We start from the raw sequence: 24791 nt of genomic DNA, 5'->3' as shown, positions 1-24791 counted from the left end.
TGCTATAGCCCTATCCGACCGAACCGTCTTTACGTCGCCAGGTCAGGCTTACTCCCAGCAGGATAATAACCATAGCGACAATAGAGCTCAGGGGCGGGAGCTCGGTGAAGAAAAAATAGGCCAAGACCGATGCCAGCAGCGGCTCTACCAGAATAAGCGTGGAAAGCAGGGTCGGCGAAATATACTTCACCGCATAATTCATCGAGCCGTGTCCCAGTATCTGGGGCCCAAAAGCAAGCCCTGCGCCCGCCCAGATACCAACGGAAGAGATAGCAAACAAATCCTTGCCCAGTACCACCGCAATGCCCAGACAGGTAGCTGCGGCGTAAAAATAGGTCGGAAAAACATAGTCGATCCACGCCCTTTTTTTGCGAACTTGCTGCCCAATCAACAGATAGACAACAAAAATCACAGCCGCACTGAGAGCCAGTGCATTTCCCAATAGCGGGTTGGCAAAAGGCTGGTCAATCTGGCTGTCTGAAATTCCCAAAATCAAGGACCCGGAAAAAGCCAGGATAACGCCCACCCAGGTAGTGCGTGCGAAGTGTCGCCTGAACCAGAGGCGTTCCACCAAAATCATGATAATAGGATGAATCGTTACCAACACCGAGGCGGAAGCGACCGATGTATAGTAGAGAGAGGTGATCCAGCAGGTGAAATGAATACCGAGACAGGCTCCCGAAAGGGCAATCCAAAGCCGCTCCCTGGTTTTACCACTGCGTTGCTCCCGGCTGCGTTTCCACAACCAGAAAGGGAGCAGTATGAGGGCGGCTATAACCGTACGGTACACCACCAGTACCAGGGGTGACGTATCGGGGGCGAGCCGTACCAATATGGGAGCAAAACCGAAGGCTGCAAGTCCGGCGGCGAGCGCTGCTAATACATTTACCTTCGGGTACGATTGGGAAGTCATGCCTCAGATGGGCTCTCAGTTGGGTTACCGGATGCGGTCCATCGACTTCACGAGCTCAATATCATCCTTGATCTTTTTTCGTGCAAAAAGGGTCAGCAGCAGAGCTGCAATCAGCAGGCCCAGGCCAATGCTTTCATCCCACAGGAACGAACCAAAACCGCCCAGCGAACTGTATATGCCCGTCCCGAAGCCAAGTGCCAGGATCTCTGTCCATAAACTGATGGTTACGACCCGAAGCTGAAACTGCCTGTTGTTGTACAGGAAGATGCTGACCAGCGGAAGGAGAGCGGCCAGCGTCAGTGTGACGGCAAATGTAATGCCAATCCAGCTGCCCGGATCTGTCACTGCATGTTCATAGAGCGCGTTGAAAAATACGCTTCCATTCAGAAGGAAACTCAAAAAAAGGATGATTGACTGTATCCGTTGAATCACAATGCTAACTTTTATTTGGATGTTAATGGAAACGGGCTAAGATACCATTTTTTGGCGTACGGGTCATCCCTGTACCCAAATCCATTAAAAGCCTATTTTCGGTCCTTGCCCCCGGCTAGTATTTTCAGCAGTATGCTTTCCCATTATCAGGCATCTGCTGATTGCACCGGTTCATGATGACGCCGGTGGGTGTGCTGCCGTATGGTACTCTGATTGTTCGCCGCTTCCGTCTTTCGTCTCCTCTTTTGCTACAATAATGCCCGGATTGGGATCATCGAAGAAAAATTGGTTAACGTTTCGGCGTCCATTTTCAAACATATAGTAAAGTACAGGGACCAGGATCAGGGTGAGAAATGTGGCAAAAATAAGTCCATTGATCACTGCTATGGCCATCGGTGCCCACCAGGCGGCTTGCTCTCCCCCCCAGTACAGGTACTCCCCGAGGTTTGTGAAAAACTCCACAGGGCTGTTCATGAGCGTCAAAAAGTCGAGGTTGAAGCCAATAGCGAGGGGCACCAGTCCCAGCGTGGTGGTCAGTGCCGTCAGTATAACCGGTCGAAACCGCACTTTCCCTCCTTGTACGAGGGCTTCAAACAGTGGCAGATTATCCCGTGTGCGCAGGATGTCGATATAGTCAATCATAACAATAGCGTTGTTGACGACAACCCCTGCCAGCGATATAATGCCGATACCAGTCATGATAATGACAAATGGCATCTGAAATATAACCAGTCCATAGAAGACCCCGGCTGTCGACATGATGACAGATGTCATAACGATAAAGGGCTTGCTTACCGAATTGAATTGCGAAATCAGAATAAAGGCGATCAGGAAAAGGGCAATCAAAAAGGCAGAAGACAAGAAATCGATGGCTTCCTGTTGATCTTCCTGCTGTCCGGTCCAGCTGGCATTGTATCCCGCGGGCAGTTCATTGCTGATATAATCGTCCAGTACCGTCTGTACCTCCTGGAGCACTGCATTGGCGTTGTAATTCGACCGTACATCGGCCATCACCGTAATCACACGCTCCTGTTCTATATGGGTAATACTTCCAAATCCTTCGCCAATTTCCCACGATGCAACACTGGAAAGAGGGATCTGGCGTCCCTCTTCGACGATAGTAAGATCATCCAGTGCACTTAGGTTATTCCGAAATTTTTCGTCAAGCCGTACGGTCACCTCATACTCTTCTTTGCCATCGCGAAACTGCGAGGCTTCCACCCCGTTTATTGCCTGCCTGACCGTACTTCCGATCTGCTGGGTTGAGAGTCCGAAAAGAGCGGCTTTCTCACGATTGACATTGATCTGAATTTCCGGACGTGCTTCGGAAAGATCCCGCTCCAGACCATCCAGTTTACCGTAAACCGGATCATTTTCAAGAGTGGTCATTATTTTATTGGACACCTGTTCCAGTACGTCCATATCCTTACCCGAAATTTCCAGGTTGATGGGCTTCCCGGACGGGGGACCGTTTTGCGGTTTCTCGACCGTCACTTCAGCACCGGCAATACCTTCGGGGAAATTGCTGCGGGCATATTCTATTGCATCAAAGGTAGTACCCGTTCGCTGCTGATAATCCACAAAGTTTAACACGATGGTTCCTAGATGGGTTGAGTTTCCCTGGCTGGCCATCGGATTGGCCGTTATGGCTGATCCCGAGGTACTCAACACTGATTCCACGTCCCCACTGTTTGGAATATTGGAAACCCTGCCGGACAGCTCATCCACAACGGACTTGGTAAAATCCACATTCGTGCCAACCGGCGCTTCAATCTGAACATAGGCCTGGGCCGGGGGGATGCTTTCGGGGAAGTACTCCACGCCCGAATTAAAGAGGCCGAACACCACAAAACTGGAAATGAGTACGAGCACGGAAATGCCCAGCACTGTCTTCCCGTGGTGGAGTGACCAGCGCAGGGACTTCTCGTATTTATTAAGCACATCAGGCAGACCATCACGCTGCCACCAGTCCCCCAGCGGATCCAGCACAAACCGGTTGAGCAGGTAAAGCAGGGTAATTCCGACCAGGATCATGGTCCACGTCAGGAAATTGCTCAGCAGCCCCGCCAGTAACAGCACCGCAGCCCCTCCCGCCATGAATCTCTTTCCCCTGGACGTCATCTTGGGTTTATCAGAGCTGTCTTCATGATCCAGGTTCATAAACAAGGCACACAATACCGGGTTGATAATCAGAGCAACGAAAAGCGAGCTGCTCAGGGTAATAATCAGCGTCTGGGGTAAAAACCCCATAAACTCTCCGGTTATGCCCGGCCAAAAAAGCAGCGGAAAAAACGCCCCAAGTGTCGTCAGGGTACCCGATATGATAGGTATTGCCACCTCGCCCGTACCCTTTTTAGCAGCCGTGAAGTTATCATACCCTTCCTCCAGGTAACGATAGATGTTTTCGACGACAACAATGGCGTTATCAACAAGCATTCCCAGGGCCAATATCAGCGAAAAAAGAACAATCATGTTCATTGTCATCCCTACCGCACTGATCACGATGAACGACAGAAACATCGACATGGGAATGGCAATACCCACAAAAGACGCATTGCGAACACCCAGAAAAAACAGTAGGACACCCACTACCAGCAACAGGCCCGAAATGATATTATTTTCAAGACTGCTGACCATCGCCTTGATGTTGTCGCTCTGATCCGAAGTGATCTCGTAATGGGTGGTGGGCGGCAGACCGGGCATCTCCTCTTCCAGCAGTGCTTTAACCGCCGAAGAGGTCTCCAGGATATTTTCACCGCTTCGCTTAACCACGGAAAGCGATATTACCGGGTCGCCATTCAGCTCTGCATAGGTTTCCCGTTCTTTGAAACCGAAACTGACTTCCGCCACATCCCGAATATAGACCGGCCGGTCACCGGGGGCATCGACGACAATATCCTCAATCGGCTCTACAGTCTTGAACTCGCCCGGCACACGCAACAAGAATTTTTTAGTACCGACATCGATATTGCCACCTGGCACCGTCACATTTTCAGTTTGAATGGCGGCGACAAGGTCGCTGAATGTCAATCCATAGTATTTCAGTTTGGGCAAATGGACGTCCACCTTAACCTCGCGTTCGAGTCCTCCTGCGAGATTGACCTCCAGCACAGACGGAATTGTTTCAATCTGGTCCTGCAGATCTTCGGCAATCTCCTTGAGCTGAACCAGGCCGTACTGACCCGACAGGTTTACCTGCATGATCGGAAATTCAGAGAAATTGATCTCCTGAATGATTGGATCCTCAGCTTCTGAAGGCAGCTCCGGTTTGGCTAAATCCACCTTCTCCCGCACTTTTTGCAGGGCATCATCAATATCGACATCTGCATTAAACTCCATATTGATATTCGAATACCCTTCAGCCGATGTCGACCCCATCTGCTTGATATCCGAAATACCGCTCAGCTCATCCTCGAGCTTGCGGGTGATGAGGCTTTCCATATCCTCGGGCGAGACCCCGGGATAAGTAGTAATTACCATCACATTGGGAATGGTGATGTCCGGGGATGCCTCTTTGGGAATCGACAGGTACGACTGTATCCCCAGGATAGCAACCAGCAGCACCAGTACCAATACGCTGATGCGGTTGTCGATAGAGAAAGAAGACAGCCCGAACTCTTTCTGCTCACGGCCCCCTTCCCTCCCGTTACCGCTAATATTTTTGTTATCAATCGTTGATTCACTCATTGTCAAATACCTTGCTAATTTTCCTGAACAATCTTCTTCTCCTTATCCTCGACGACCTCAATCCGCATTGAATCCTGGAGAAAAGAAGAACCTACGGTAATCAACCGCTCATCGTTACTGAGCCCCTCAGTAACCATTATTTCATTTTGGTAAGAGGGCCCCAGCTTCACCCGTTTCATCCGGGCCATGCTGTTGCCATCCCCGTCTTCATCCACCACATACACCACGTTTTGATTTCCCTCCTTGTAAATGTACTCCTCACCGATCACGACGGCACTGTCTTTCCTGAATGTGGAGATCTTGATATTTCCGATCATGTCCACCTTGTAGTCTTCCCTCTGAGGGGGAAGCTTGACCTCCACCTCGAAAGTACGGGCCTCGGGGTCAATCGACTGCCCGACAAAGGTGATGGGCAGCCTGAGAGTATCGCTCAGCTGAAAATCAAACCAAATCTGTGCCGTATCTCCTCTGGTGATGGCATCCGAATAAACGGAGGGGACGCCGGCTGAAACTTTGAGCCGGTTGCTGCCAATCAGCCGCACCAGCACGGCACCGGGACTGGCCATCTCCCCCGACTCCATAATGACCTCCTCCAGCGTAGCATCAAAAGGTGCCCGCACGGTGGTATTCCGCAGATCCACTTCAACCGACTCCAGGGCGGCACGGGTCTGCTCATAGGCTGCCTTGGCATTGATAAGCTCTATTTCCGAACCCACACTATCCTGTTCAAATACCCGCTTTAGGCGTTCATACTGCTCTTCCGCCTGCTGCACCTGGGCCTGAAGACGAGCCTGCTCGCGCTGGAGTTTGCTATCATCAATCTTGAGGATAGGTGCTCCCTGCGCAACGCGGTCTCCCTGGTCTACATAATACCGCTGGATTCGTCCTGAAACCTCAGCCGAAAGACGCACATCATTCTGAGCCTCAATCGATCCCACCAATTCAAGGTGGCGCTCAAAGAGCCGGGGACTGATGGTTTCCGTTTCCACGGTAACACTTTTCACGACCTCCTCTTCCGGCTGCTGCATATCTTCGGCACATCCGCTTGCCATCAAGAGAGCCATCAGTGATCCAAATAATAACTGCTTATTCATCCTGTTGTAGTCTAATAATTAAATTTAATCGTTAAGCGTCGGTTGATCACCATCAACAAAGGGAACCATACCAACTGCAAGATCATACCGGGCCTTGGCTGACAAATAACTGAACACCATTTGCGCATAATTCGCTTCAGCTTGTCGAAGCTGCAATTCTGCATTCGTAACATCCAGCTGTGAACCCAGCCCGTTCTCAAGTCGAGCCCGGGCCCGGCTGTACCCTTCCTGTGCCAACCGAAGCGCTTCCTTGCGTGCCGGTGCTGTTTCTATAGCCTGATCCAGTCCCTCCCTTGCCGATTGGATCTCATTTTTGGCTGAACGGAGAACGGCCCGTTGCTGCTCTTCGAGATCCTTCTTTTCAATCTGTGCGATACTCAGGTTGGCCGACCGCTCAAACCCCTCGAAAATGGGCAGACTGAGCGTAAAACCCAGAGTCTGGGAACGCGCCCTGCTATCCTGGGTACCGAAAAAAACAGGATTTCCAGCCTGGGCCGCCGTCCAGTTCAAATTGTAATTAGCGGAGAGTGTCGGCAGAAAACGACTCTTGATAGCCTTGATTTCCCGCATTTTGAGTTGATTCTGCTGCTCCAGTATGCGTACATCTCCGCGCAGATCAGCAGCTTTCTCCACCATTACCGGCTCTTTGGTGTACTGGTAAGGAGTCATCTTATCCACTCTTTTCAGATTCCGGTTGAGCTGATCTTCCGTCTGCTGGCTGGTAATGTCGAATTTATTGAGATTCCCCTGCACGGTAAATTTAATATCCAGGGGGATTCCCAGCACCACAGCCAGCTCCCGGTAGGCCTCATCAACAGCATACCGTGCCCGGGTCAGCTGCGGACGCTCATTGCCAAGCTGCACCTCCACCTGCAAGACGCTGTACTCGTCAACCAGGCCCGCCTTTTGTCGTGCTCTGTTTTCTTCCAGGTTCCTCTCCAGACGTTCTACGGTAGCCTGCTGAAGACGGAGCTGCTCTTTGGCCACCAGCACATTGTAATAGGCGATGCGCGTCTGGGTCACAATTTGCTGAGCAGTAGCACGCAGGTTCTCCGACTGTACAGCCTTGTAGACCTTTGAACTCCCAATTCCAATTATCGCTTCTCCCCGGAAAAGAGTCTGGCTGACCGACACGCCTCCCTGCCAGTTGTTATCGGTGCCGAACTGAAGGGGTACAAGCTCTCCGGAGGGGGCCTCCGGGTCAAAAAACTGGGCCGGGACAAAATTGACGGGGATTTCCAGGTTCCGGGTATAGGTCGCCGAGCCAGATATGTCAGGCAGCACTTCGCTCCACGCCAAGCGAACCTGCTCGTCGGCACTCTTCAGGCTCAAGAGAGATCTTTTGACCTCTGAATTATTTGCAAGTGCTACGTCAATAGCTTCAGTCAGCGTTAATATTTTCTGCTGACCAATAACGTCTGAGACGCCGGTCGTATCAGTAACCTGTCCTTCTGCAGGAATTGCCATTGCTGTGATAATCAATCCAACCATCAGCATAACGGTACATGCTGCTATTGATCGGCAGGCAGAAATTCTGAAATCCTTCATACCCTATAGTATGTGTTTCTTTAATGATATCATGAAATGGAAAACGTATACGCTAAATATTGCCATGAGTTTCACATTTTTTGACTGTCAGTCATTTTTTTCATTCGCGCCTCTTCCGTGGCAAGCCCGGTGCCCACCAGATCCAGAAAATTCTCAAAGAGTGAACTTACCTGGATTTCCATTTCGTCCAGCACTTTGAAATAATGACCCACACCCTTCATGTGGGTAATCGTGGTGATGCCGCGAGTGCTGGACCAGAGGACAATGGCCAGTTCCCTGGGGTCAAAACTGTCGTCTATAGTGCCATCCTGCATCCCGATTTGCAATGCGCGAACCATGAAACTCAGGGCTTCGCGCCGGTTTTCCTCACAACCGGCGGCGATCTCACTTTCACGGAGTTCATCAACCTCGCTCATGGATTCATAATACATAAAAGCCTTGAAATACTCCGGGTTTTCACTGACGAAATCGAGATAGGTCTCCCCAATCCTACGGATGAGTTCAAGACCGCTACAGTCACTGGCAAACACTTTGGCGAACCGTTGATTAAGCGTATCTGATCCTCGACGCGCAATGGCCGTATACAGCTCATTCTTGCTTCTGAAATAAAGATAGAGGGTACCTTTACTCAGTTCGGCTTCATGTGCAATCTCCTGCATGGTAGCCTGTTCAATTCCCTTGGAAAAGATCACTCTTTCTGCAGCATCAACAATCCGGTTATACCGCTGCTGCTTTTCTCTTCTTTTTCTTTCTTCTGTACTCATATATGAAACGGTTGTGAATGACTGACAGTCATAATGTGACCGAAGTTAACCATTTAATATCTGTCATCCAATAGTGAAGCGATAACTATTTCTTATAGCCCCCATAAATAATTAATTCTGCAGGCACTGAGATCAGTCTTGAATAAACCGTACCTTTGAATTTGATTTTGGCAGTGAAATAGCCAATTGCTGCAGCGTGCCAGCGCTGGTCTGCAGGTAAACACCTGCATACTGTTACATCGTTCCTGAATCAAGGAAGGCCAGCCTTTTCGACTTCACACAGAATATTCTTGTCATTACTGCATGAACTTTTCCAAAAAATCGCTGGTTGAATTTTCACTACTGGCGGTCGCATTTATTTGGGCCCTGAACTTCTCAGTGATCAAAAGCGCCCTGTCAGAAATAGATCCGCTCAGTTTTAACGGCCTTCGGTTTATTTTTGCTGCTGCGGCTGTCTGGATAGTGCTTTTATACCGGGGACAGCTTTTCACCATCCCTCCCGAAGACTGGCTCCCGCTGTTGGGAATGGGCCTGCTCGGCAACCTGGTCTACCAGGGACTATTCATCATTGGCATCGACTATACCTATGCAGCCAATGCGGCGGTCATGCTGGGAACGATCCCTATATGGGTAGCACTGTTCAGCCATCTTTTTAACCTTGAGAGAATGAACCTGACCAAAGCCATGGGCGTAGTCCTTGCTTTTGGCGGGATTGTATTTATTATGGCGGGGGGCAATGAATCGTTATCCATAGATTCCGATTCATTGCTGGGCGACCTTGTTATAATCGCGGCTGCCATCGTCTGGGGTGGTTTTACCCTGCTGTCAAAGTCATTTCTGGATCGTTATACTCCCATCCAGTTCTCTGCAATTATGGCTACGATCGGGAGCATCGTTCTCTTTTTGATCGGACTGCCCAATATCCTGACCCTGGAATGGAGCAGCATATCCAAGGCCGCATACGGAGGAGTTTTCTACAGCGGGTTCCTGTCTATCGGTATTGCCTTTGTAATCTGGAATTACGGACTGCAGACCGTCGGTGCCGTCCACACGGCCACTTACCAAAATCTGGTACCCGTGCTGGGGCTGGGATTCGGGGTGGTTCTGCTCAATGAACATCTTACCCTGCTTCAATATGGTGGATCAGCACTCGTTATCGCAGGCATCGTATTGGCAAGATGGAAGAAAAGAAAAAAAGCTGAAGCCGTGGTCTGACTTCCTGATTCAACATTGGCCGGGGAGGGCATCCCAACAAGACTACAGTGCCTCTGGCTCTTAAGTCCAGGACATAATCTTCAATAATCAGCCCTTGTCAGATCCTGGTTCCACCACTCAGCAGGTACAGGATAGCCATTCTGACGGCCAGCCCGTTTGTCACCTGGTCCAGAATGATCGAGCGGTCACTGTCGGCCACCCTGCTCTCCATTTCCACTCCGCGGTTAACCGGGCCGGGATGCATGATGGTGAAATCAGGATATTCATCCAGATGTTTCATGGTAATACCGAACAACTGGTGGTATTCACGGATACTGGGGAACAGTTCCGTTCCTTCATCCTGCCGTTCCAGCTGAATACGCAGGGCCATTGCAATATCACACCACTGCAGGGTTTCCTCTATATTGTACGACACATTGGCCCCCATTTCTTTCACAAAAGCGGGCATCATTGTTTTAGGTCCGCATACCGTGACTTCGGCCCCCAGCTTCAACAAGCCCAGAATATTGGATCGCACCACCCTGCTGTGGCTGATATCCCCGATAATAGCAATATGCCTTCCTTCCAAATCCGGATAAATCTGCTGCATGGAAAACATGTCCAGCAGGGCCTGGGTGGGGTGTTCATGGGCCCCGTCGCCCGCATTAATAATAGCAGCATCCACGCACCGGGTAAGAAAGTGCGGCACTCCGGGACTCTCGTGGCGCACCACCACCATATCGATTTTCATGGAACTGATATTCCGTATCGTATCTTTCAGCGACTCCCCCTTCTTGACACTTGATGAACCGGAGGAAAAATTGACGACATCTGCCCCCATTCTTTTTTGGGCCAGCTCGAATGACAGCCGCGTGCGTGTGCTGTTTTCGTAAAAAAGATTTACAATGGTCTTATCTCGCAGCGTAGGCACTTTGGGAACGGCCCGGTCCAGGATCTCACGAAAATACTGGGCCTGCTCCAGGATATAGAGAATATCTTCTTTCGTATAGTCGGCCAGCCCAAGCAGATGCTTGTGCTGAAAATCATAATCGGCCTTGTCTAATGCTATCTCGTCAGTCATCACTATTCCTTATCCGGGTTTTGTACCACATAGACCGCGTCCTCATCGTCCAGCTCCTTGACCTTGACCAATACCTCTTCCTGCACGTGCGTAGGCAGCCTGGTCCCAACATAGTCGGCGCAGATGGGCAGTTCCCGATGCCCGCGGTCAACCATGCAGCAAAATTTGATGCTGTGCGGACGGCCATAATCCATAATCGCATCCATAGCCGACCGAACCGTACGCCCGGTGTAGAGAACATCATCGATGAGTACGACATCCCGGTCGTAGAGATCGAAAGGTATTTCAGTAACCTTCACCTCCGGCATCTTCAGGCGTGATCGAAAATCATCGCGATAAAACGTTACATCCAGGACCCCGAAATCAATCTCATATCCGAATTCCTTCCTGATCAGCTGAATGATCTTCTTTCCCATGTACACGCCACGGGTCTGCATACCGATAAGAGCTAATTTCTCTGGATGGTCGTGCGGCTCCAAAAACTGATGGGCAAATCGCACATAGGTGCGATTCAAATCTTCGGCCGACATTATCTTGACAGTGTTCAAACGAAGTTCCTCGTTCTGTGTTTTTTAGAAAATAAAGGTAGGCAATGCATCGTAAGAACTCAATGCTTTTTTCAAGCAAAATCACAGCTTGTTCAACGCACAGCCACGAGCCATTGTACGGGCTTTTCACATATCCGAATTTAAGAATGTCCCCGGAGAGGCGATAAGTTACTATACGGAATAACAGACAAGAACAAACGATGAGCCTGAATCAATCTATTAATCAAATAGCACCGCACCAGATTGTCGCTCCCCGTATCAAACGGCAAAAAGCCCATCGTGTTCCGTTCTCTCCCCATCTTAACGAAAGCGACAAAAAATTCACTGCCGAAGAAGAGGCCAAACAGCAAGAGGAAGCTGATGCTTTCGGTGTTGAAACCGACGAGAACAAGGAAAGCGAAACCGGGGAGGCGCCCGAAATTTTCCTCCTTATTGCCAATCCCGATTTCAGGGAATTAGGCATGCTCGGTGCGGGCGACCAGGATCAATTCCTGACGATTATCATTAAAAATGCCAGGCAACAGAGAGGGGTGACCAGCCAACTGCCCATCTCCCGGAAACAGAGGGATCATAATCAGATTACTGACGAAAGAGCCTATCAGCATACCAACCGCTACTTTCGGAATCCCTCGGGCGAGGAGTTTCAGGGCCGTATGTAATCCACCATTATTAGTAGGCCTGAATTCGGGGCAGGCTAACCGTAAATAAACTTCCCTGCTGCAATTTGCTGGCCAGTGTGATAGAACCATCCATCAAATCTGCGAAAAACGAAGCAATATACAGGCCGAAACCGCTCGACAGTACATCACTCTTTGCCTCACCCAGCTTTACCGCCGGCAGAAAAATTTTTGACTGGTCCTCCTTTTTGATTCCCACGCCGGTATCCTTCACGAGCAGTCGCGCCTGACCGTCAACAGGGATGAGCCTGACCACGACTTCTCCCCCTTCCGGGGTATATTTGATGGCATTGGAAACCAGGTTGTAGACAATGCGCTTCAACTTCACCACATCCGCCTTCACAAACATCGGCTCGCCGGAGAGCTCCACTCTAAAATCGAGTCCCTTGGTGACGGCCCGGCTTTCAAGCAAGTCACACACTTTTTTTACCGGCCAGTTGAGGTTTACATCAACGGTATTCAAATAGACCCTGCCCGATTCAATTTTACTCAGATCACTAAATTGTCTCAGCATTCCGTTGACTTCAGAAAGACCCAGGTTAATACGCTCGTGATATCGTTGCAGCTGATCGTCCGAATCGTGCTGTTCCAGGTACTTGCCAATCAGATCAACATAGCCGGATATGGCATTTATGGGTGAGGTGAGATCATGACTGGTAATGCTGAGAAGCTTGTGATTGTACTCCTGTACCTTTTCCAGTTCCTTCTCCCTGGCTGCAACCTCCTGCATCCTGGTCTCCATTTCTAGTTCCTTTCGCATCTTCTCCAGCTCATGTGCCATCAATACGGCATAGGCATCTGCCAATTCCTTGAGCAGAATGTTGGAAAGACTGCTTGTTAAACCAATCGAAATATAGCCGACTACATGGCCATTAATCGTCATCGGCTGGAAATGGCATTTTGCCTTTCGCAATGGAATGTTGGAAAACAGCAACGGTTCATTTTCTTCCCCAATTGCGGTCCCCTTTTCCCTGCTGCCCGATTTTGCCAGCAGCAGATCCTGTTCCAGACACAGGTAAAGAAAGGCCGACTCTGCCACAGGGATTTTGGAAATGAGCGTTGATAACCGCTCGGTCACCTTTTCGTCGCCTGGCAATCGTTCAAAAACATAGCGATAGGCCTCCTCCAATCGCTTTCTGTTATATCGCTCGTTATCTCTGGACGGAGAATCCGTGCAGTCCCCACCCGAAAGGACCAATCGCGCTGGTCTCATATGCTGTACCCCGAAAGTCGCTTAAATTTATTTTACCAAAACCAAATGTATCAAAGAAATTTTGAAGTCGAAAAAAACTTTTTGTAAAAAATATACTATAAAATCGTAACGAAAGGAAAAAATCTGTTTACATTATCACTCATCCGGAAATTCAATCTTCTTAAGTTTATTCCGGATGGTACGGTCGGATACCTTCAGTAATTTCGCCGCTTCTTTCTGGTTGCCATCCGTCTTTTCCAGTGCTTTCTTAATCATTTGTAATTCCATCTCTTCAATAGGCAGCACCGGAATATCATTCATTACTTCCCGGGTCAGCTCTTCGTTTACATTTTCAAAGATGGGATTCTCGACATGCGAAAGGGTAATTTCATCCTCATCCTGAGACATTATGACCCCACGCTGGATATAGTTTTCGAGTTCCCGCACATTGCCTTCCCAGTCTCGCCGCAGCAGATGCTTTTTTAATTCCTTTGAAAGGCTCTTTTCATTCAGCCCGAACTCACGGGTAAACCGATCAATAAAATGCTGTGCCAATATTGGGATATCCTTTATCCGCTCACTGAGCATGGGGATCCGGATTGGAAATACGTTCAGTCGATAGTAAAGATCTTTGCGAAAGTATCCTTCATTGATTGCTCGTGCAATCTTTCGGTTGGTTGTCGATATGATGCGTACATCAATCTTCTCCGTCTTCTGGCTTCCTACTTTTTTAAACTCCTTTTCCTGCAGTACCCGAAGCAGTTTAGCCTGCAGATTAATGTCTATTTCGGTAACCTCATCCAGCAGCAAGGTTCCCCCGTCGGCTTTTTTAAAGGCCCCCTCCCGGTCCTCTATGGCTCCCGTAAAGGCACCCTTGACATGGCCGAACAGGGTACTTTCCACAAGTTCACTGGGTAAATTGGCGCAGTTTATTTTAATATAGGGCTGATCCGCGCGATTGCTGAATCGATGAATGAGGGAGGCGTAAACCTCTTTACCAGTCCCACTTTCGCCCTGGATCATGACGGGAGCGCTGGTAGGGGAGATCTGTGGCAAAATGGAAAGGAGCTTCTTTACCTTGGGATGCTCCCCTACGAAACGATCGCTGGCTGAGAACGACTCCCTTTGGGAAGGCCGGGATGAAACATCATATCCGGAAGGTCCCGTTGCCTTCCGGGCAGGCAAATTTTCTGCCTGGTTATCCGACTTTTTTGAAAAATAACGCTTTACCCGGGAAATAAACTCCGTGCCGCTGAAAGGCTTGGTGATATAATCAAACGCCCCCTTCCGCATGGCATTCACGGAATGACTGATGTTGCCAAAGCCGGTGATCAGGATCACTCCCACACCGGGATGTTCCCTTAAAACATGGTTAAGTACCTCATCACCGGTCATCTCATTCATTTTCACATCACTGATCACTAAAGCCGGCGGAGCCTCATCCAGGGCTTCAATAGCCTTTACCGGAGATCGAAAAGCCTGAACATCAAAATTATTGATAGAAAGATGTTCCCGCATATAACTCAGTATATGGGGATCATCATCAATAATATAAATACACTCTTTCATAAGACGTTAGGAGAGTTGCCATTAACTGCATTTAAGAATAAAAACCTGTTACAGGGCAAACGGAAAACAACAAATAAATATATAATTCAATCAATTCCAATAGCCATATTAATAACTGATACTCCATACACCCGGTATCCATGACATCAGGCAGCCTAACATTCTTCTTCACAGGCCAACACACCTTAGCCATTGAACTTGCTGGCAGACCTTTCATCTTAATGATACATCACCATTATACCCGGTACCCCGAAAACCAATAGGCGGGAATATTTTTTTCTTTGCAGGAAAAGCCTCTGCTAAAATAAAAAAAATAATTATCATTTACAGCCCGTGCCATTCTCCTCTCCGAAATCCCAGATCAGCATTCACCATTTCTCCCCTGGAACGGACAAAATTGTAGGCCGGCGGAATTTTTTTCCGCCGCCTCTTTACCCTGGACCGCATGATGATGCCGCCAACCCGGATCCAGCATTACTGACAGCTCAATAGCGTACAATTGCCGTGTGCTGGCATTTTATTTGCAGCTATACCGTAGTAAAACAGTAAATAACCGGGACTTCACTTTTGGAAAGTCAACTGAATCGTATTCAATCGCTTCTCGAGCACCCCGATACCAAGCCGAATGAAGCCTTAATGCTGCTCACACCACTTACCGGGGAAGACCATACCCCATGGCCTGTACTTTTCTACATCGGCATCGCCTACATACATAAACGAGCATTCAAAACAGCCTTGCGATGGCTTCAGAAAGCGCTCTGCGAAAGCAGCGACAAAGCCAGAATTTATCATGCCATATCAATATGCCATTACAACCTGAGGTCCTTCGAAGAAGCAGAAACCTATTCCAGGAGGGCCCTGGAGAACGAAGATCTTTACAAGGCATGGGTGCATCTGGGGTCGGTATACCGGGCCCAGGCGAAATTGCGGGAAGCACTGACATGCTATCAGGAAGCTGTTAACATCGAACCGAACAATGTAGAACTGGCTCACAAGATCGCAGAAATATACCGCGATCAGGGACAGCTGGATAAAGCCCTTGAACTGTTTCAATACAGCATTGAACAGCATCCGGACAACCATATTAGCAGGGCGGCCATTGCGCAGCTGCTAATTGAAAAAAAACGCTTCGGCGAAGCAGAAGAGCACCTTGAACTCATCATTGCAGAGAAGCCGGAGAGCATCCCTGCGCAATCAACTTTTGCTGATTTGTACCGGCAGAAAGGGGATTACCCCAAAGCACTGAAGCTTTGCCGAGATCTGCTGGAGGAACACCCCGGCAACGCCAATGTACGGCAGAACTATGCCCTGTGTCTTCAGGAAGTGGGACAGCTTGATGAAGCCGAACGTCATTATCTACAGGCCCTGCAGGATGAACCGGATCAATACCAGTGTCTTTCCAGCTATCTGATGTGCATTCATTATAACCCTGAGCGGAGCCGGAAGGAAATTTTTAATGCCCACAAACTTTGGGATCAGCATTTTGCTCCCGAAAACCAACCCAAAAGACCGATACCCCAAAATATAGATCCTGATAAAAAAATACGGATTGGCTTGATTTCAGGAGGGCTTAAGATGCATCCCGTTGGATGGATGATAACCCCTGGACTTGAAAATCTCCCGGCCGACCAATTCGAAATATACTGCTATACCACGAACAACAAATTCGACTGGATAACACAGCGGCTCCACCGCCGGGCCGATAAATGGCAATCGGTCATCGGTTATAATGATGAAATTATTGCCGGCATGATCCGCGATGATGAGATTGATATCCTGGTTGAACTGTCTGGCCATGCGGCCGACAACCGGCTCCGGACCATAGCCATGGAGCCCGCCCCGGTCATAGTGAAGTGGGTGGGCGGGCTGTTCAATACCACCGGCCTGCAGGCGGTGGACTACCTTATCACCGACCAGTATGAAAGCCCGGCCGGCGAGGAAGCTTTTTATACCGAGAAGCTGGTGCGCATGCCGGATGACTATATCTGCTATCTCCCCCCGGATTATGTCCCGAAGATAGAACCCCTGCCCGCGCTGGAAAACGACTTTATAACATTCGGATGTTTTAACAATCCATCCAAGGTAAACCCTGATATCCTGGGGCGCTGGGCAAGCATCATGAAAAGCGTGCCCCGCAGCCGACTGCTGCTAAAAAGCAAGCAGTACGAAACCAAGACACTCCGGGAAAGAATTATCAAACCCCTGGAATCGGCGGGCATAGCTGCAGACCGGGTGACCTTCCGGGGAGAATCGAATCACAAGGATCATCTGTCCCACTACAACCAGGTTGATATCGCCCTTGATCCCTGGCCCTATTCCGGGGGACTTACGACCTGTGAGGCCCTGTATATGGGAGTGCCGGTGGTAACCAAACCGGGGCCCACCTTTGCGGGACGCCACTCCGCCACCCATTTGACGAATGCGGGTTTCGCTGATTGGGTTACGGATTCCTGGGATGAGTATGTCGAAACTGCCGTTAATTTGGCAAAGGACCAAAAACATTTGACAAGGCTTCGCCAGTCGATGCGAGAGCAAGTTGAGAACGCACCTCTTTGCAACGGCCGGCGATTCGGAGCTCACCTTTCCATTGCATTACGGGAAATGTGGAGACAGTGGGTCGATGGATATGAAAATAATATCGAGAATTGGCAGGCCCACATTGATGTAGAAACACTGTCGGAGCAAGAAATTAATGAATACGCAGCACTGACTAAAGTAGAGGAAGCGACGAATAAAACCGAACATAAGGAAAGTGACAAGTCTGTGGAGGCCGATGTGGTGAAACAGCAGCAAATCACAACAGATCACGAAACAAAAGCTTGGAACAGTAACATGAATTCGATATCAACAGATCAAGGAATCAAAAATAGCATTACTCCCAACAAGGAAGATAATGATGATCGGCCTGAAGTGTTTAAGATAGAAACCAAGGATGGTGTGACGGTTTGTACACCACCAGACCTTGAACTGTTGACTCCATACGTACTGCTGGAACAGGAGCAGTGGTTCGAGCCGGAACTGGATTTCATCCGGGATTACCTGCAGCCCGGCATGCGGGTAGTGGATGCCGGTGCGGGATTTGGAGCCTATGCCCTCCCGATGGCAAAAATTGCAGGCGACACAGGAGCCGTCTACGCCTTTGAACCGGCTTCCGAAACGGCTTCTTACCTCGAAAAAAGCAAACTGGTAAATAACTTTGACCAGCTGGAGGTAAACAGGCGAGGACTTGGTGCAGAAACCGGCCCGGCGATGCTGCACCATGCACACACGCCCGAGCTGAATGCCATTGACGAAGAAGGAGACGAAGGGGTGTCCCTGACAACCCTCGATGCCTGGTGGACCTTTGCAGGCCAGCCGGCGGTGGATCTTGTCAAACTGGATATTAACGGCATGGAAACCGAAGCCCTGCAGGGCGGCCAACAGCTGCTGGAAGCCGACCGCCCCCTCCTTCTGCTTTCGCTGGGACAGGGAGCTGAAAGTCTCAGAGACCTCCATCAGAGCATTCATTCCCTCAACTATGAACTCTTCGAATATATCCCGGGGTTATCCCTGCTTGCTGATCATGAAGCGGGAGAGAAGGTGGATCCCTACCTGATGAATCTTGTCGCAGTACCTTTGGAAAAGAGGCAACAGCTTGAGCAGGAGGGCTGGATTTATAAGAAAGATACCCCAGGCGAAGAAGCCGTAGAAACGTCCTGGAAAGAGTTGCTGGGCGCATTCCCATGGACTACCGGACTGCTTGATCACTGGGAGCAGCAACTTGCCCCCAATCAACAGGGGGAATATGCACATGCTTTGAACCTGCTTAGTACTGCCGAGCAGATTGAGATCGACAGCGAGACCAGGCCGACCGCCGCCTCACAGAAAGGGAGCCTCATGCTTGCCGCGGCGCGTAAGCTTGTCAAGCTCTACAACGAAGGTAACACAACCCCGGCTGTGGCACTAACCCTGGCCCGGGTCATGGCGCAACTGGGCAAACGAAATCAGGCCGTTGAAATAATGGACGACCTGATGGAAAGGATGGATACCGAGGACAGCACACTGCTGGATGTCCATCTGCCCTTTTTCCTTCCACTGCCAGACCAGGACCAGGCAGAAATAGAAACCACATTCTCCCAGTGGCTGACAGTGCGCATTGCCGAGGCGTGGGTTCTGCTGAGAGAGCCGACCGGCTACCTGGGTGGAAAGCAAACCCTTCAAATGCTTGAGGCCCTCGAGGACAACCCGGAAACGTTGACAATCACCCGGGCAACAATCCGGCTGAGGAAGAACAATCTGAACGACCCGGCCCTGGATACGGATCATAATCGCTGGTTCTGGGATCCATTGAAAGAAAAAACCGCTGATTCAGCAACAGCCAACAGCGATTATCGTGTTCCCTCTGAAATTATAAATGTCAAGGTAAACTTTAACAATGGCGGGGATACCGCTTCCGTTACTATCAGGATTCCTGAAAAAGAAGTATTCCGGCTCAAAAACATTTTTGAAGATGACGAGTACGCCCTACCGGAAGGACTCAGTATTAAAGATAATGGAGTCATCATTGATATAGGGGCAAATGTCGGAGCCTTTGCAATCTACGCCAGCCAGTGGAATAAAAATGCCGTTATCCATTGTTTTGAACCTAATCCACAAGTAACTCCCCTGCTGGAACTCAACACACAGGACCTTCATAATGTTACCAGGAATTATATAGCCCTGGGTGACAGTGACGGAACGATAGCATTATCCCAGCACCCCATCAATACCGGGCAGAGCAGTACTTCACATCCAATCAAGGGTGGGAGCAAGGTTGATGTAAGTGTAAGACATTCAGGAGCAGCCGTTTTAGAAAAAGGAGTCACTCATATAGATGTACTGAAAATCGATACGGAAGGAGCAGAAGTTGCTATCCTCAGAGGCCTCAAGGATCTGTTGGCAGCTACAAAGGTGGTTATGCTTGAATACCATTCAGAAGATGAGAGGCGAGAGATTGACCGGCTATTATCCGGATTTCAGCTTTATGCAGCAGACGTACAGAAACTCTGGGGCATTGGGACAGTCAAGTATGTAAATAAAAAACTGTTAACGTCCTGAATTACAAGAATAGCATACCGGGAGCCCTATATGAAAACACTGTACCTGCATATCGGATCTTACAAAACAGGGACCACCTCTATTCAGAACACATTCCACGCCAATCGCAAGAACCTGGCCCGGCAGGGATTTATCTATCCGGGAAATTTATCAAACCATCATCATTTTTTCTTCGCCACCAAAAGCAATGAGGAAGATTGGCCAAGGCAGTTCAAACATGTCGATAAAAGCCTGCTGAAAAGAAGAAACACAATTTATTTTAACACCCTTGAGAAAGACCTGACCTCCAACTATAGCAAACAGATTTTTTCAACCGAATACCTGTTTATCGATAATAAACAGTACATTGAAAATATCTACACTTATCTGAGCACCTTTTTTTCTGATATCAGGGTTTATGTATTCATTCGAAATCCAGCTGATTATTTTAAATCCATTCAGCAACAGATGATTAAGGCGCGATCTTTTGTTTGCAACCCCGTAAGCTGGAAAAACAAGTTTAGAACGGTCATTGAGGCATGGAAAACTTTTTTTGAGGTGGAAGTCATAGCGTACCAGAAAGAGATGGATTCATGTCAAACACTATGCGAAGCAATAGGCCTGAATTATCATCGGCTAAACAAGCCGGACGGAGACAGCAATAGCTCGCTCTCCATAGAACAAATGCTGCTGCTGGAAAAAATTCAGCATCACCTTTATCAGGAGTATGAGGACCGGTTTAAGAATCACCTGGGGCTTATTCAGCAGATGCGTCCCTCTTTCACTCATGCTCCCCAACTCCGGGAATGGGTACAGTCCGTTATCTACAGCAACCACCTGGAGGATCTGTATTGGCTTAAAGAAGCATATGGTATCAATTTTCTGCAGGATCATGCTGAAGTACAACGGCAATCCGACTTACCTGCCTTTGATAGCGGCAAGGTCGCAGTCCGGGATGTCTACCGGGTGCCGGATAATGAGACAATAGAAAAATTTGAAGCACTGGTCATGGATGCCCTTCTCAAGAAGATGGTGGAGAATAGGTAGTTGAAACAGGTGGCATTCATCTTGAAAAGAAGGGAGCCAAACGCCTACTCTGCCCTCAAACAGCGAACATTTTTCCGATTTTCCTCACCTGAAAAAGGCAAAAACCTGATCCCCATCGTTACTTACCAGGGTCACTTACAGCCGTTTTAAATCAGCGGCAATCTGCTCAGCTACCCGGCTGATCACCTTGGGATTTTCAATCAGGTAGCGCCGGTAGCCTTCAGAAAGGGAAGTCTCCTCCGCTGCCGTCCCGGCTTCTGAAGGAGTGGCCAGCACATGTTCTATAGCGTTCAAATCTTGTTCAACAAGTGCTCCTATCTTCTTATGGACCTCGCTGCTGTTGTACTCCCCCCTCTCTATCCGGGCCTTGATCTTGCGCAAAGCCTCAAAGGAGCGGTTGTCCAATTTTTCAAGTTCCTTTTTGGCAAAAGCTGCATCCCCCTTGAAATCGATCTCCGAAAGGGTAAACTTGTCACTGATCGACCGGCGGTGCGCGCCGGCTTTGGGAGCCCCTTCAAAAGCACTTTCCTTCGCACCTCCGGACTGCCGGGATTTGCCGATATTTTTTTCAGGAATGTTATTTCCGTTGATCTTATTAATCGTCATCTGATCAGCCTAATTTAAAATCAATAATATTACGTCGGCCACCCTCATAATCAGCATGATCCGAATAGCGGGAGGCGGCCTCCTGGTGATCATGCAATGACTCCAGGTCCTGCCTTTTCTGCTCTTTCCACTGTCCGAGCTTCTCATTCAGTCTTTTTTCCAGTCGGGCCATCCGATCGAAAAGTACACGGCAGGCGTTCCGCTCTTTCTCGGAAATTTCATCTGCTGCATGCGGCATATCAGCTTCCAGTGCCGCTATTTCACGGCCGCGATCGTCATACAAGCTGCGTACGGCTTCAATAGAAGGATCCGGGCATTGCACTTCCTCTAAAATTGCCTGTCCCAGATCCAGAATCTTCCTGCATCTTTTCTGCATATCATTTATAGTACAAATTCTTCCGTTTCTTCACAATACACTCACCTAAAAGCTCATGCCCGACCGAAAATTCAAGATACTGTTAAACTGGTTCTGCCCCTGATTGATAACCTGGTTCAGCTCATTGAATTCCGCTCGCAGCTGCTCTTCCTTGCGAACGAGATAATCCTCTTCCCGCTGGATACGCTCATCCAGGCGGTCGATCTTGCGATCCATGCTGTCTGTGATACTGTCAAAAATATTCCCATCAATCTCGACATGGCGATCGATCTGCTGTTTCAATGAGGCTGCAATTCCATCATCGGCTGAGAAGAGCTGCGCGACCTCACCGGAATTATTGTTCAGGGCCTCGGTCAGTTTATCGCTGTCCTCTATCGACATCGTGCCGTCCTGTGCCAATTCGATGCCGATGTCGTTGAGGCTTTGAAGGGAAGAGCCGTCCATGCTATTGACCGGAAGAATAGCCTCTCTGCGCAACGTCAGGCTCAGGTTCCGAATTCCCCGCTCACCCTGTAACAGCCCCCGGTTGCCCGATTCTCCATCCAGGAACGTTTTTTCACGGATCAGGCTGTTCACCTGGTTGAATTTATCAATGAAGTCCTCAATATTTTCTTTTGCGCCTTCAGTATCACGGGTAACTTCAATAGATTCCGTCGCAGCCGTTTCTTTCTGCAGTTCAAAGGTTAATCCCTCCACCGCATCATCGATTAGATTGGATGACCGCTCAAAATTGACCCCGTCCATGGTAAATTTGGCATTCAGCTCATCGGCTGTATAATGATTGGCGAAGCTCATGGCCGCGAGATCCCCCTGCTGATTCGAGATACTGATACGGTGGGCTTTTCCGGTCTCTGCACTTTTAAAAGAGAGACGCGCCGTCCCGCTCTGGGGCTTTATAACGGAAGCGCTTATAAAATCACCAAGCTGGTTGTTGACCTCCGCTGCAACAGCCTCCATGACTTCCTGATTGTTCAGTCCCGTGGTATCTACCGAAATGGTGGCACTCTGCCCACTGGCGGTTGCAATATCAAAGGATCCGCTGCCCCCGGTATTGTAATCCGTACCGGTCGCAGATACCTCATCGGAAAGCATGATATCTCGCTTGGCCAGCTGATTTACGTTCACGGTAAAATTACCGGGACCACTCATCCCGGAGGTGGATACAATATCGATGGCATCCGGATTGGTTGAACGACCGGCAAGCGGAGCCACTTGCTCGCCGGGGGAAGTGATAAAGGATTCCAGTACCGAATTCAGCGACGACAGCTTGCTGTCGATACCAGAAATAGCGGTCATCTGGTCCTGCAGGAAGTCCTGCTGATCCAGCAGCTGCTCCTTCTTCATGCCCTCTATCCGCAGCAGCTGCTGGATAGAGCTTTCATAAGGATTTTGAAAAAGCGTATTCGTTGAAATCATACCACAAAGCCTCTTCCCCCCTGGTTAACCGTTTCCTGTTTATCCTTTACAACACTTTCCTCCCAGGCCTCACGGATAGGCTCCAGCAGCTCCCGTACTTCGTCAAATTCTTTCTGACGGGCCAGTCGCTGGCAGTATTCGTAAAGGCCGTATAGTTCACCTGCAATTTCATAGTCATAATTCAGCGACTGGATAAGCGTTTCCAGCACTCGGTTAAGCCGCTCGCCGTCTTCCTGATAACACGCCTGAATGGCAAAATCATACAACTTGCTTATAAGCTCCGTTGGAGAAGCGTTTTTTATGGCCTGTCGCTGGTATTTTATCTGTGGATTTTCCATCATGTTATTCCATTGGTTTCCATCTCTTTTTTTCTGTTATCGGCACTGAAATGGAAGACTTAAATATTTTTTCAGGCCATTCTGCTGGCAGTGTCTGCCACCGTCCTGGGATAACCTGAAAATGAAAAAGGGAGGCAACTCTCGTTGCCTCCCTTTTTACCGCCCTTAAAAGATAACGCATCACACGATTTAGCCCAGGAAATTGAGCACAGTCTGGGGACCGGCATTGGCCTGCGCAAATGCAGATGTGGCCGTCTGCTGCATAATCTGCAGCTTGACGGATTCGCTTTGCAGCTTGGCAAAGTCAGCATCCTGAATGCGGCTTCGGGCCGATTCATTACTATTGATCTGCTGCGCCAGGTTATCCTGTTTGATGGACAGGGAATTCTGGTCAATACCAATTTGGTTGAACTCGCCCGCCAGGCTTGAAATTGCCGAATCAATTGCGGTAATGGCCGAAGAGAAGTCTCCCTGGGTAGCGCCGCCCAACGTAGGAGCCCCGGTTTGCGATGCAATTGTAACTTCCATGGTATCGCCATTGCCTTCTCCAACCTGGAACGAAAGGCCCGTAGTTGCAAATGTACCATCCAGCAGCGTCTTGCCCTGGAACTCCGTACCGTTTGCAATTTTGTCAATTTCGGCCGCCAGCTGATTGATCTGATCCTGGATGTAGCCTCGCTCTTCGGAGCCCACCGTGTCGGAAGCACCCTGTACCGCCTTGGATTTCATGTCTATCAACGTATCCATAATTGAGTTCATGCCGGACTCCGCAACATCAAGCATGGCCTTGGCATCCCCGATATTCCGCTGCGCCTGCTCCATACCCTCCAGACGGCTTGAAAGCTTGGAAGCGATGGAAAAGCCGGCCGCATCATCCTCGGCCTTGTTAATGCGCAGGCCGGTTGACAGCTTGAGCTGATTGTCGCCCAGCTGGCTGTTGATTTTATTTAATGAATACCGGGCATTGAGCGCCTGTATATTCGTATTTACTCTGTTTATATCTCCAAAAGACATAGTATTCTCCTTTTTTGTTAAAAATTAGCATGAGTTTCACGCTCTTGAATTACTTATCGATGCAATCTCAGGGGAGCTTAAATTTTTTTTATTTTTTTTCTTCCTGCCGGTCCTGAACAAGGCTGATCGACAAATAAAAAAAGTGGGGATCATGCTGTGAAGCAGTGAACTGCTGTATCACTCTGGCAAATATGGAAAGACGGTTGCTGCGATGATTTCAGGGAAGATCGGGAAGCGCCC

General features: G+C 49.2%; 19 protein-coding genes. 4 read left to right on the top strand and 15 right to left on the bottom strand.

Annotated features, from left to right (window positions below; genetic code table 11):
* Positions 1-10: 10 nt before the first annotated feature.
* The 6 genes from FN808_RS08440 to FN808_RS08415 all read right to left on the bottom strand — a co-directional run bounded on the left by FN808_RS08440 (position 11) and on the right by FN808_RS08415 (position 8438).
* The gene (locus FN808_RS08440) at positions 11-913 is read right to left on the bottom strand and encodes a DMT family transporter (protein WP_142714131.1); all 903 of its coding nucleotides are present in this window, start codon (positions 911-913) and stop codon (positions 11-13) included.
* A gap of 24 nt (positions 914-937) precedes the next feature.
* Positions 938-1345 (bottom strand): DUF4293 family protein, encoded by a 408-nt coding sequence (locus FN808_RS08435; RefSeq protein ID WP_185958312.1) that lies wholly within the window; start codon positions 1343-1345, stop codon positions 938-940.
* A gap of 171 nt (positions 1346-1516) precedes the next feature.
* Complete coding sequence (locus FN808_RS08430; RefSeq protein WP_142714129.1) at positions 1517-5032, bottom strand: efflux RND transporter permease subunit; 3516 nt, start codon at positions 5030-5032, stop codon at positions 1517-1519.
* 14 nt (positions 5033-5046) lie between these two features.
* Positions 5047-6126: an efflux RND transporter periplasmic adaptor subunit gene (locus FN808_RS08425; protein WP_142714128.1), complete on the bottom strand. Its 1080-nt coding sequence runs from the start codon at positions 6124-6126 to the stop codon at positions 5047-5049.
* A 24-nt stretch (positions 6127-6150) separates the two neighbouring features.
* Positions 6151-7674: a TolC family protein gene (locus tag FN808_RS08420; RefSeq protein ID WP_142714127.1), complete on the bottom strand. Its 1524-nt coding sequence runs from the start codon at positions 7672-7674 to the stop codon at positions 6151-6153.
* A gap of 71 nt (positions 7675-7745) precedes the next feature.
* Positions 7746-8438 (bottom strand): TetR/AcrR family transcriptional regulator, encoded by a 693-nt coding sequence (locus FN808_RS08415; protein ID WP_142714126.1) that lies wholly within the window; start codon positions 8436-8438, stop codon positions 7746-7748.
* 303 nt (positions 8439-8741) lie between these two features.
* On the opposite strand from FN808_RS08415, the gene FN808_RS08410 reads away from it, so the two are divergent.
* Complete coding sequence (locus FN808_RS08410) at positions 8742-9653, top strand: DMT family transporter (RefSeq protein WP_142714124.1); 912 nt, start codon at positions 8742-8744, stop codon at positions 9651-9653.
* A gap of 97 nt (positions 9654-9750) precedes the next feature.
* Here FN808_RS08410 and FN808_RS08405 read toward each other — a convergent pair whose 3' ends face one another.
* Entirely contained in the window at positions 9751-10713 is a 963-nt protein-coding gene (locus FN808_RS08405) for an aspartate carbamoyltransferase catalytic subunit (RefSeq protein WP_142714123.1), read from the bottom strand.
* Between the two features lie 2 nt (positions 10714-10715).
* Entirely contained in the window at positions 10716-11261 is a 546-nt protein-coding gene (gene pyrR, locus FN808_RS08400) for a bifunctional pyr operon transcriptional regulator/uracil phosphoribosyltransferase PyrR (RefSeq protein WP_246068312.1), read from the bottom strand.
* Between the two features lie 200 nt (positions 11262-11461).
* On the opposite strand from pyrR, the gene FN808_RS08395 reads away from it, so the two are divergent.
* A complete protein-coding gene (locus tag FN808_RS08395) occupies positions 11462-11920 on the top strand; it encodes a hypothetical protein (RefSeq protein ID WP_142714122.1) in 459 nt (152 codons plus the stop codon).
* A gap of 10 nt (positions 11921-11930) precedes the next feature.
* On the opposite strand, the gene FN808_RS08390 is transcribed toward FN808_RS08395, so the two are convergent.
* Positions 11931-13151, bottom strand: a complete 1221-nt coding sequence (locus tag FN808_RS08390) for a sensor histidine kinase (protein ID WP_142714121.1) — start codon at positions 13149-13151, stop codon at positions 11931-11933.
* A 135-nt stretch (positions 13152-13286) separates the two neighbouring features.
* Positions 13287-14699, bottom strand: coding sequence for a sigma-54-dependent transcriptional regulator (locus FN808_RS08385; RefSeq protein ID WP_142714120.1), 1413 nt, complete (start codon positions 14697-14699; stop codon positions 13287-13289).
* Positions 14700-15266: 567 nt separating this feature from the next.
* On the opposite strand from FN808_RS08385, the gene FN808_RS08380 reads away from it, so the two are divergent.
* Positions 15267-19775 carry an FkbM family methyltransferase gene (locus FN808_RS08380; protein WP_142714119.1) on the top strand — a complete coding sequence of 1503 codons (4509 nt, stop codon included), beginning with the start codon at positions 15267-15269 and terminating at the stop codon, positions 19773-19775.
* A gap of 30 nt (positions 19776-19805) precedes the next feature.
* Positions 19806-20801 carry a hypothetical protein gene (locus FN808_RS08375; protein ID WP_142714118.1) on the top strand — a complete coding sequence of 332 codons (996 nt, stop codon included), beginning with the start codon at positions 19806-19808 and terminating at the stop codon, positions 20799-20801.
* A 135-nt stretch (positions 20802-20936) separates the two neighbouring features.
* Here FN808_RS08375 and FN808_RS08370 read toward each other — a convergent pair whose 3' ends face one another.
* The 5 genes from FN808_RS08370 to FN808_RS08350 form a co-directional block, all read right to left on the bottom strand.
* Positions 20937-21407, bottom strand: a complete 471-nt coding sequence (locus FN808_RS08370; RefSeq protein WP_142714117.1) for a hypothetical protein — start codon at positions 21405-21407, stop codon at positions 20937-20939.
* 4 nt (positions 21408-21411) lie between these two features.
* The gene (locus FN808_RS08365) at positions 21412-21783 is read right to left on the bottom strand and encodes a hypothetical protein (RefSeq protein ID WP_142714116.1); all 372 of its coding nucleotides are present in this window, start codon (positions 21781-21783) and stop codon (positions 21412-21414) included.
* 45 nt (positions 21784-21828) lie between these two features.
* Complete coding sequence (fliD, locus tag FN808_RS08360) at positions 21829-23199, bottom strand: flagellar filament capping protein FliD (RefSeq protein WP_142714115.1); 1371 nt, start codon at positions 23197-23199, stop codon at positions 21829-21831.
* On the bottom strand, positions 23196-23540 hold the full coding sequence (locus FN808_RS08355; protein WP_142714114.1) for a flagellar export chaperone FliS: 345 nt from the start codon (positions 23538-23540) through the stop codon (positions 23196-23198). The genes fliD and FN808_RS08355 overlap by 4 nt, the downstream gene beginning before the upstream one ends.
* A 186-nt stretch (positions 23541-23726) precedes the next feature.
* Positions 23727-24551, bottom strand: a complete 825-nt coding sequence (locus tag FN808_RS08350) for a flagellin (RefSeq protein WP_142714113.1) — start codon at positions 24549-24551, stop codon at positions 23727-23729.
* Positions 24552-24791: the final 240 nt, after the last annotated feature.

It is taken from the genome of Fodinibius sediminis, assembly GCF_900182555.1.
Taxonomy (GTDB): domain Bacteria; phylum Bacteroidota; class Rhodothermia; order Balneolales; family Balneolaceae; genus Fodinibius; species Fodinibius sediminis.
Note: the sequence above shows the minus strand (reverse complement) of the source record. Positions and strands in the feature narration are given on the sequence as shown.

Coding starts and splice junctions, on each gene's coding strand:
- FN808_RS08440 (WP_142714131.1), bottom strand. CDS start 913: ATGACTTCCCAATCGTACCCGAAGGTAAATGTATTAGCAGCGCTCGCC.
- FN808_RS08430 (WP_142714129.1), bottom strand. CDS start 5,032: ATGAGTGAATCAACGATTGATAACAAAAATATTAGCGGTAACGGGAGG.
- FN808_RS08425 (WP_142714128.1), bottom strand. CDS start 6,126: ATGAATAAGCAGTTATTATTTGGATCACTGATGGCTCTCTTGATGGCA.
- FN808_RS08420 (WP_142714127.1), bottom strand. CDS start 7,674: ATGAAGGATTTCAGAATTTCTGCCTGCCGATCAATAGCAGCATGTACC.
- FN808_RS08415 (WP_142714126.1), bottom strand. CDS start 8,438: ATGAGTACAGAAGAAAGAAAAAGAAGAGAAAAGCAGCAGCGGTATAAC.
- FN808_RS08410 (WP_142714124.1), top strand. CDS start 8,742: ATGAACTTTTCCAAAAAATCGCTGGTTGAATTTTCACTACTGGCGGTC.
- FN808_RS08405 (WP_142714123.1), bottom strand. CDS start 10,713: ATGACTGACGAGATAGCATTAGACAAGGCCGATTATGATTTTCAGCAC.
- FN808_RS08395 (WP_142714122.1), top strand. CDS start 11,462: ATGAGCCTGAATCAATCTATTAATCAAATAGCACCGCACCAGATTGTC.
- FN808_RS08390 (WP_142714121.1), bottom strand. CDS start 13,151: ATGAGACCAGCGCGATTGGTCCTTTCGGGTGGGGACTGCACGGATTCT.
- FN808_RS08385 (WP_142714120.1), bottom strand. CDS start 14,699: ATGAAAGAGTGTATTTATATTATTGATGATGATCCCCATATACTGAGT.
- FN808_RS08375 (WP_142714118.1), top strand. CDS start 19,806: ATGAAAACACTGTACCTGCATATCGGATCTTACAAAACAGGGACCACC.
- FN808_RS08370 (WP_142714117.1), bottom strand. CDS start 21,407: ATGACGATTAATAAGATCAACGGAAATAACATTCCTGAAAAAAATATC.
- FN808_RS08365 (WP_142714116.1), bottom strand. CDS start 21,783: ATGCAGAAAAGATGCAGGAAGATTCTGGATCTGGGACAGGCAATTTTA.
- fliD (WP_142714115.1), bottom strand. CDS start 23,199: ATGATTTCAACGAATACGCTTTTTCAAAATCCTTATGAAAGCTCTATC.
- FN808_RS08355 (WP_142714114.1), bottom strand. CDS start 23,540: ATGATGGAAAATCCACAGATAAAATACCAGCGACAGGCCATAAAAAAC.
- FN808_RS08350 (WP_142714113.1), bottom strand. CDS start 24,551: ATGTCTTTTGGAGATATAAACAGAGTAAATACGAATATACAGGCGCTC.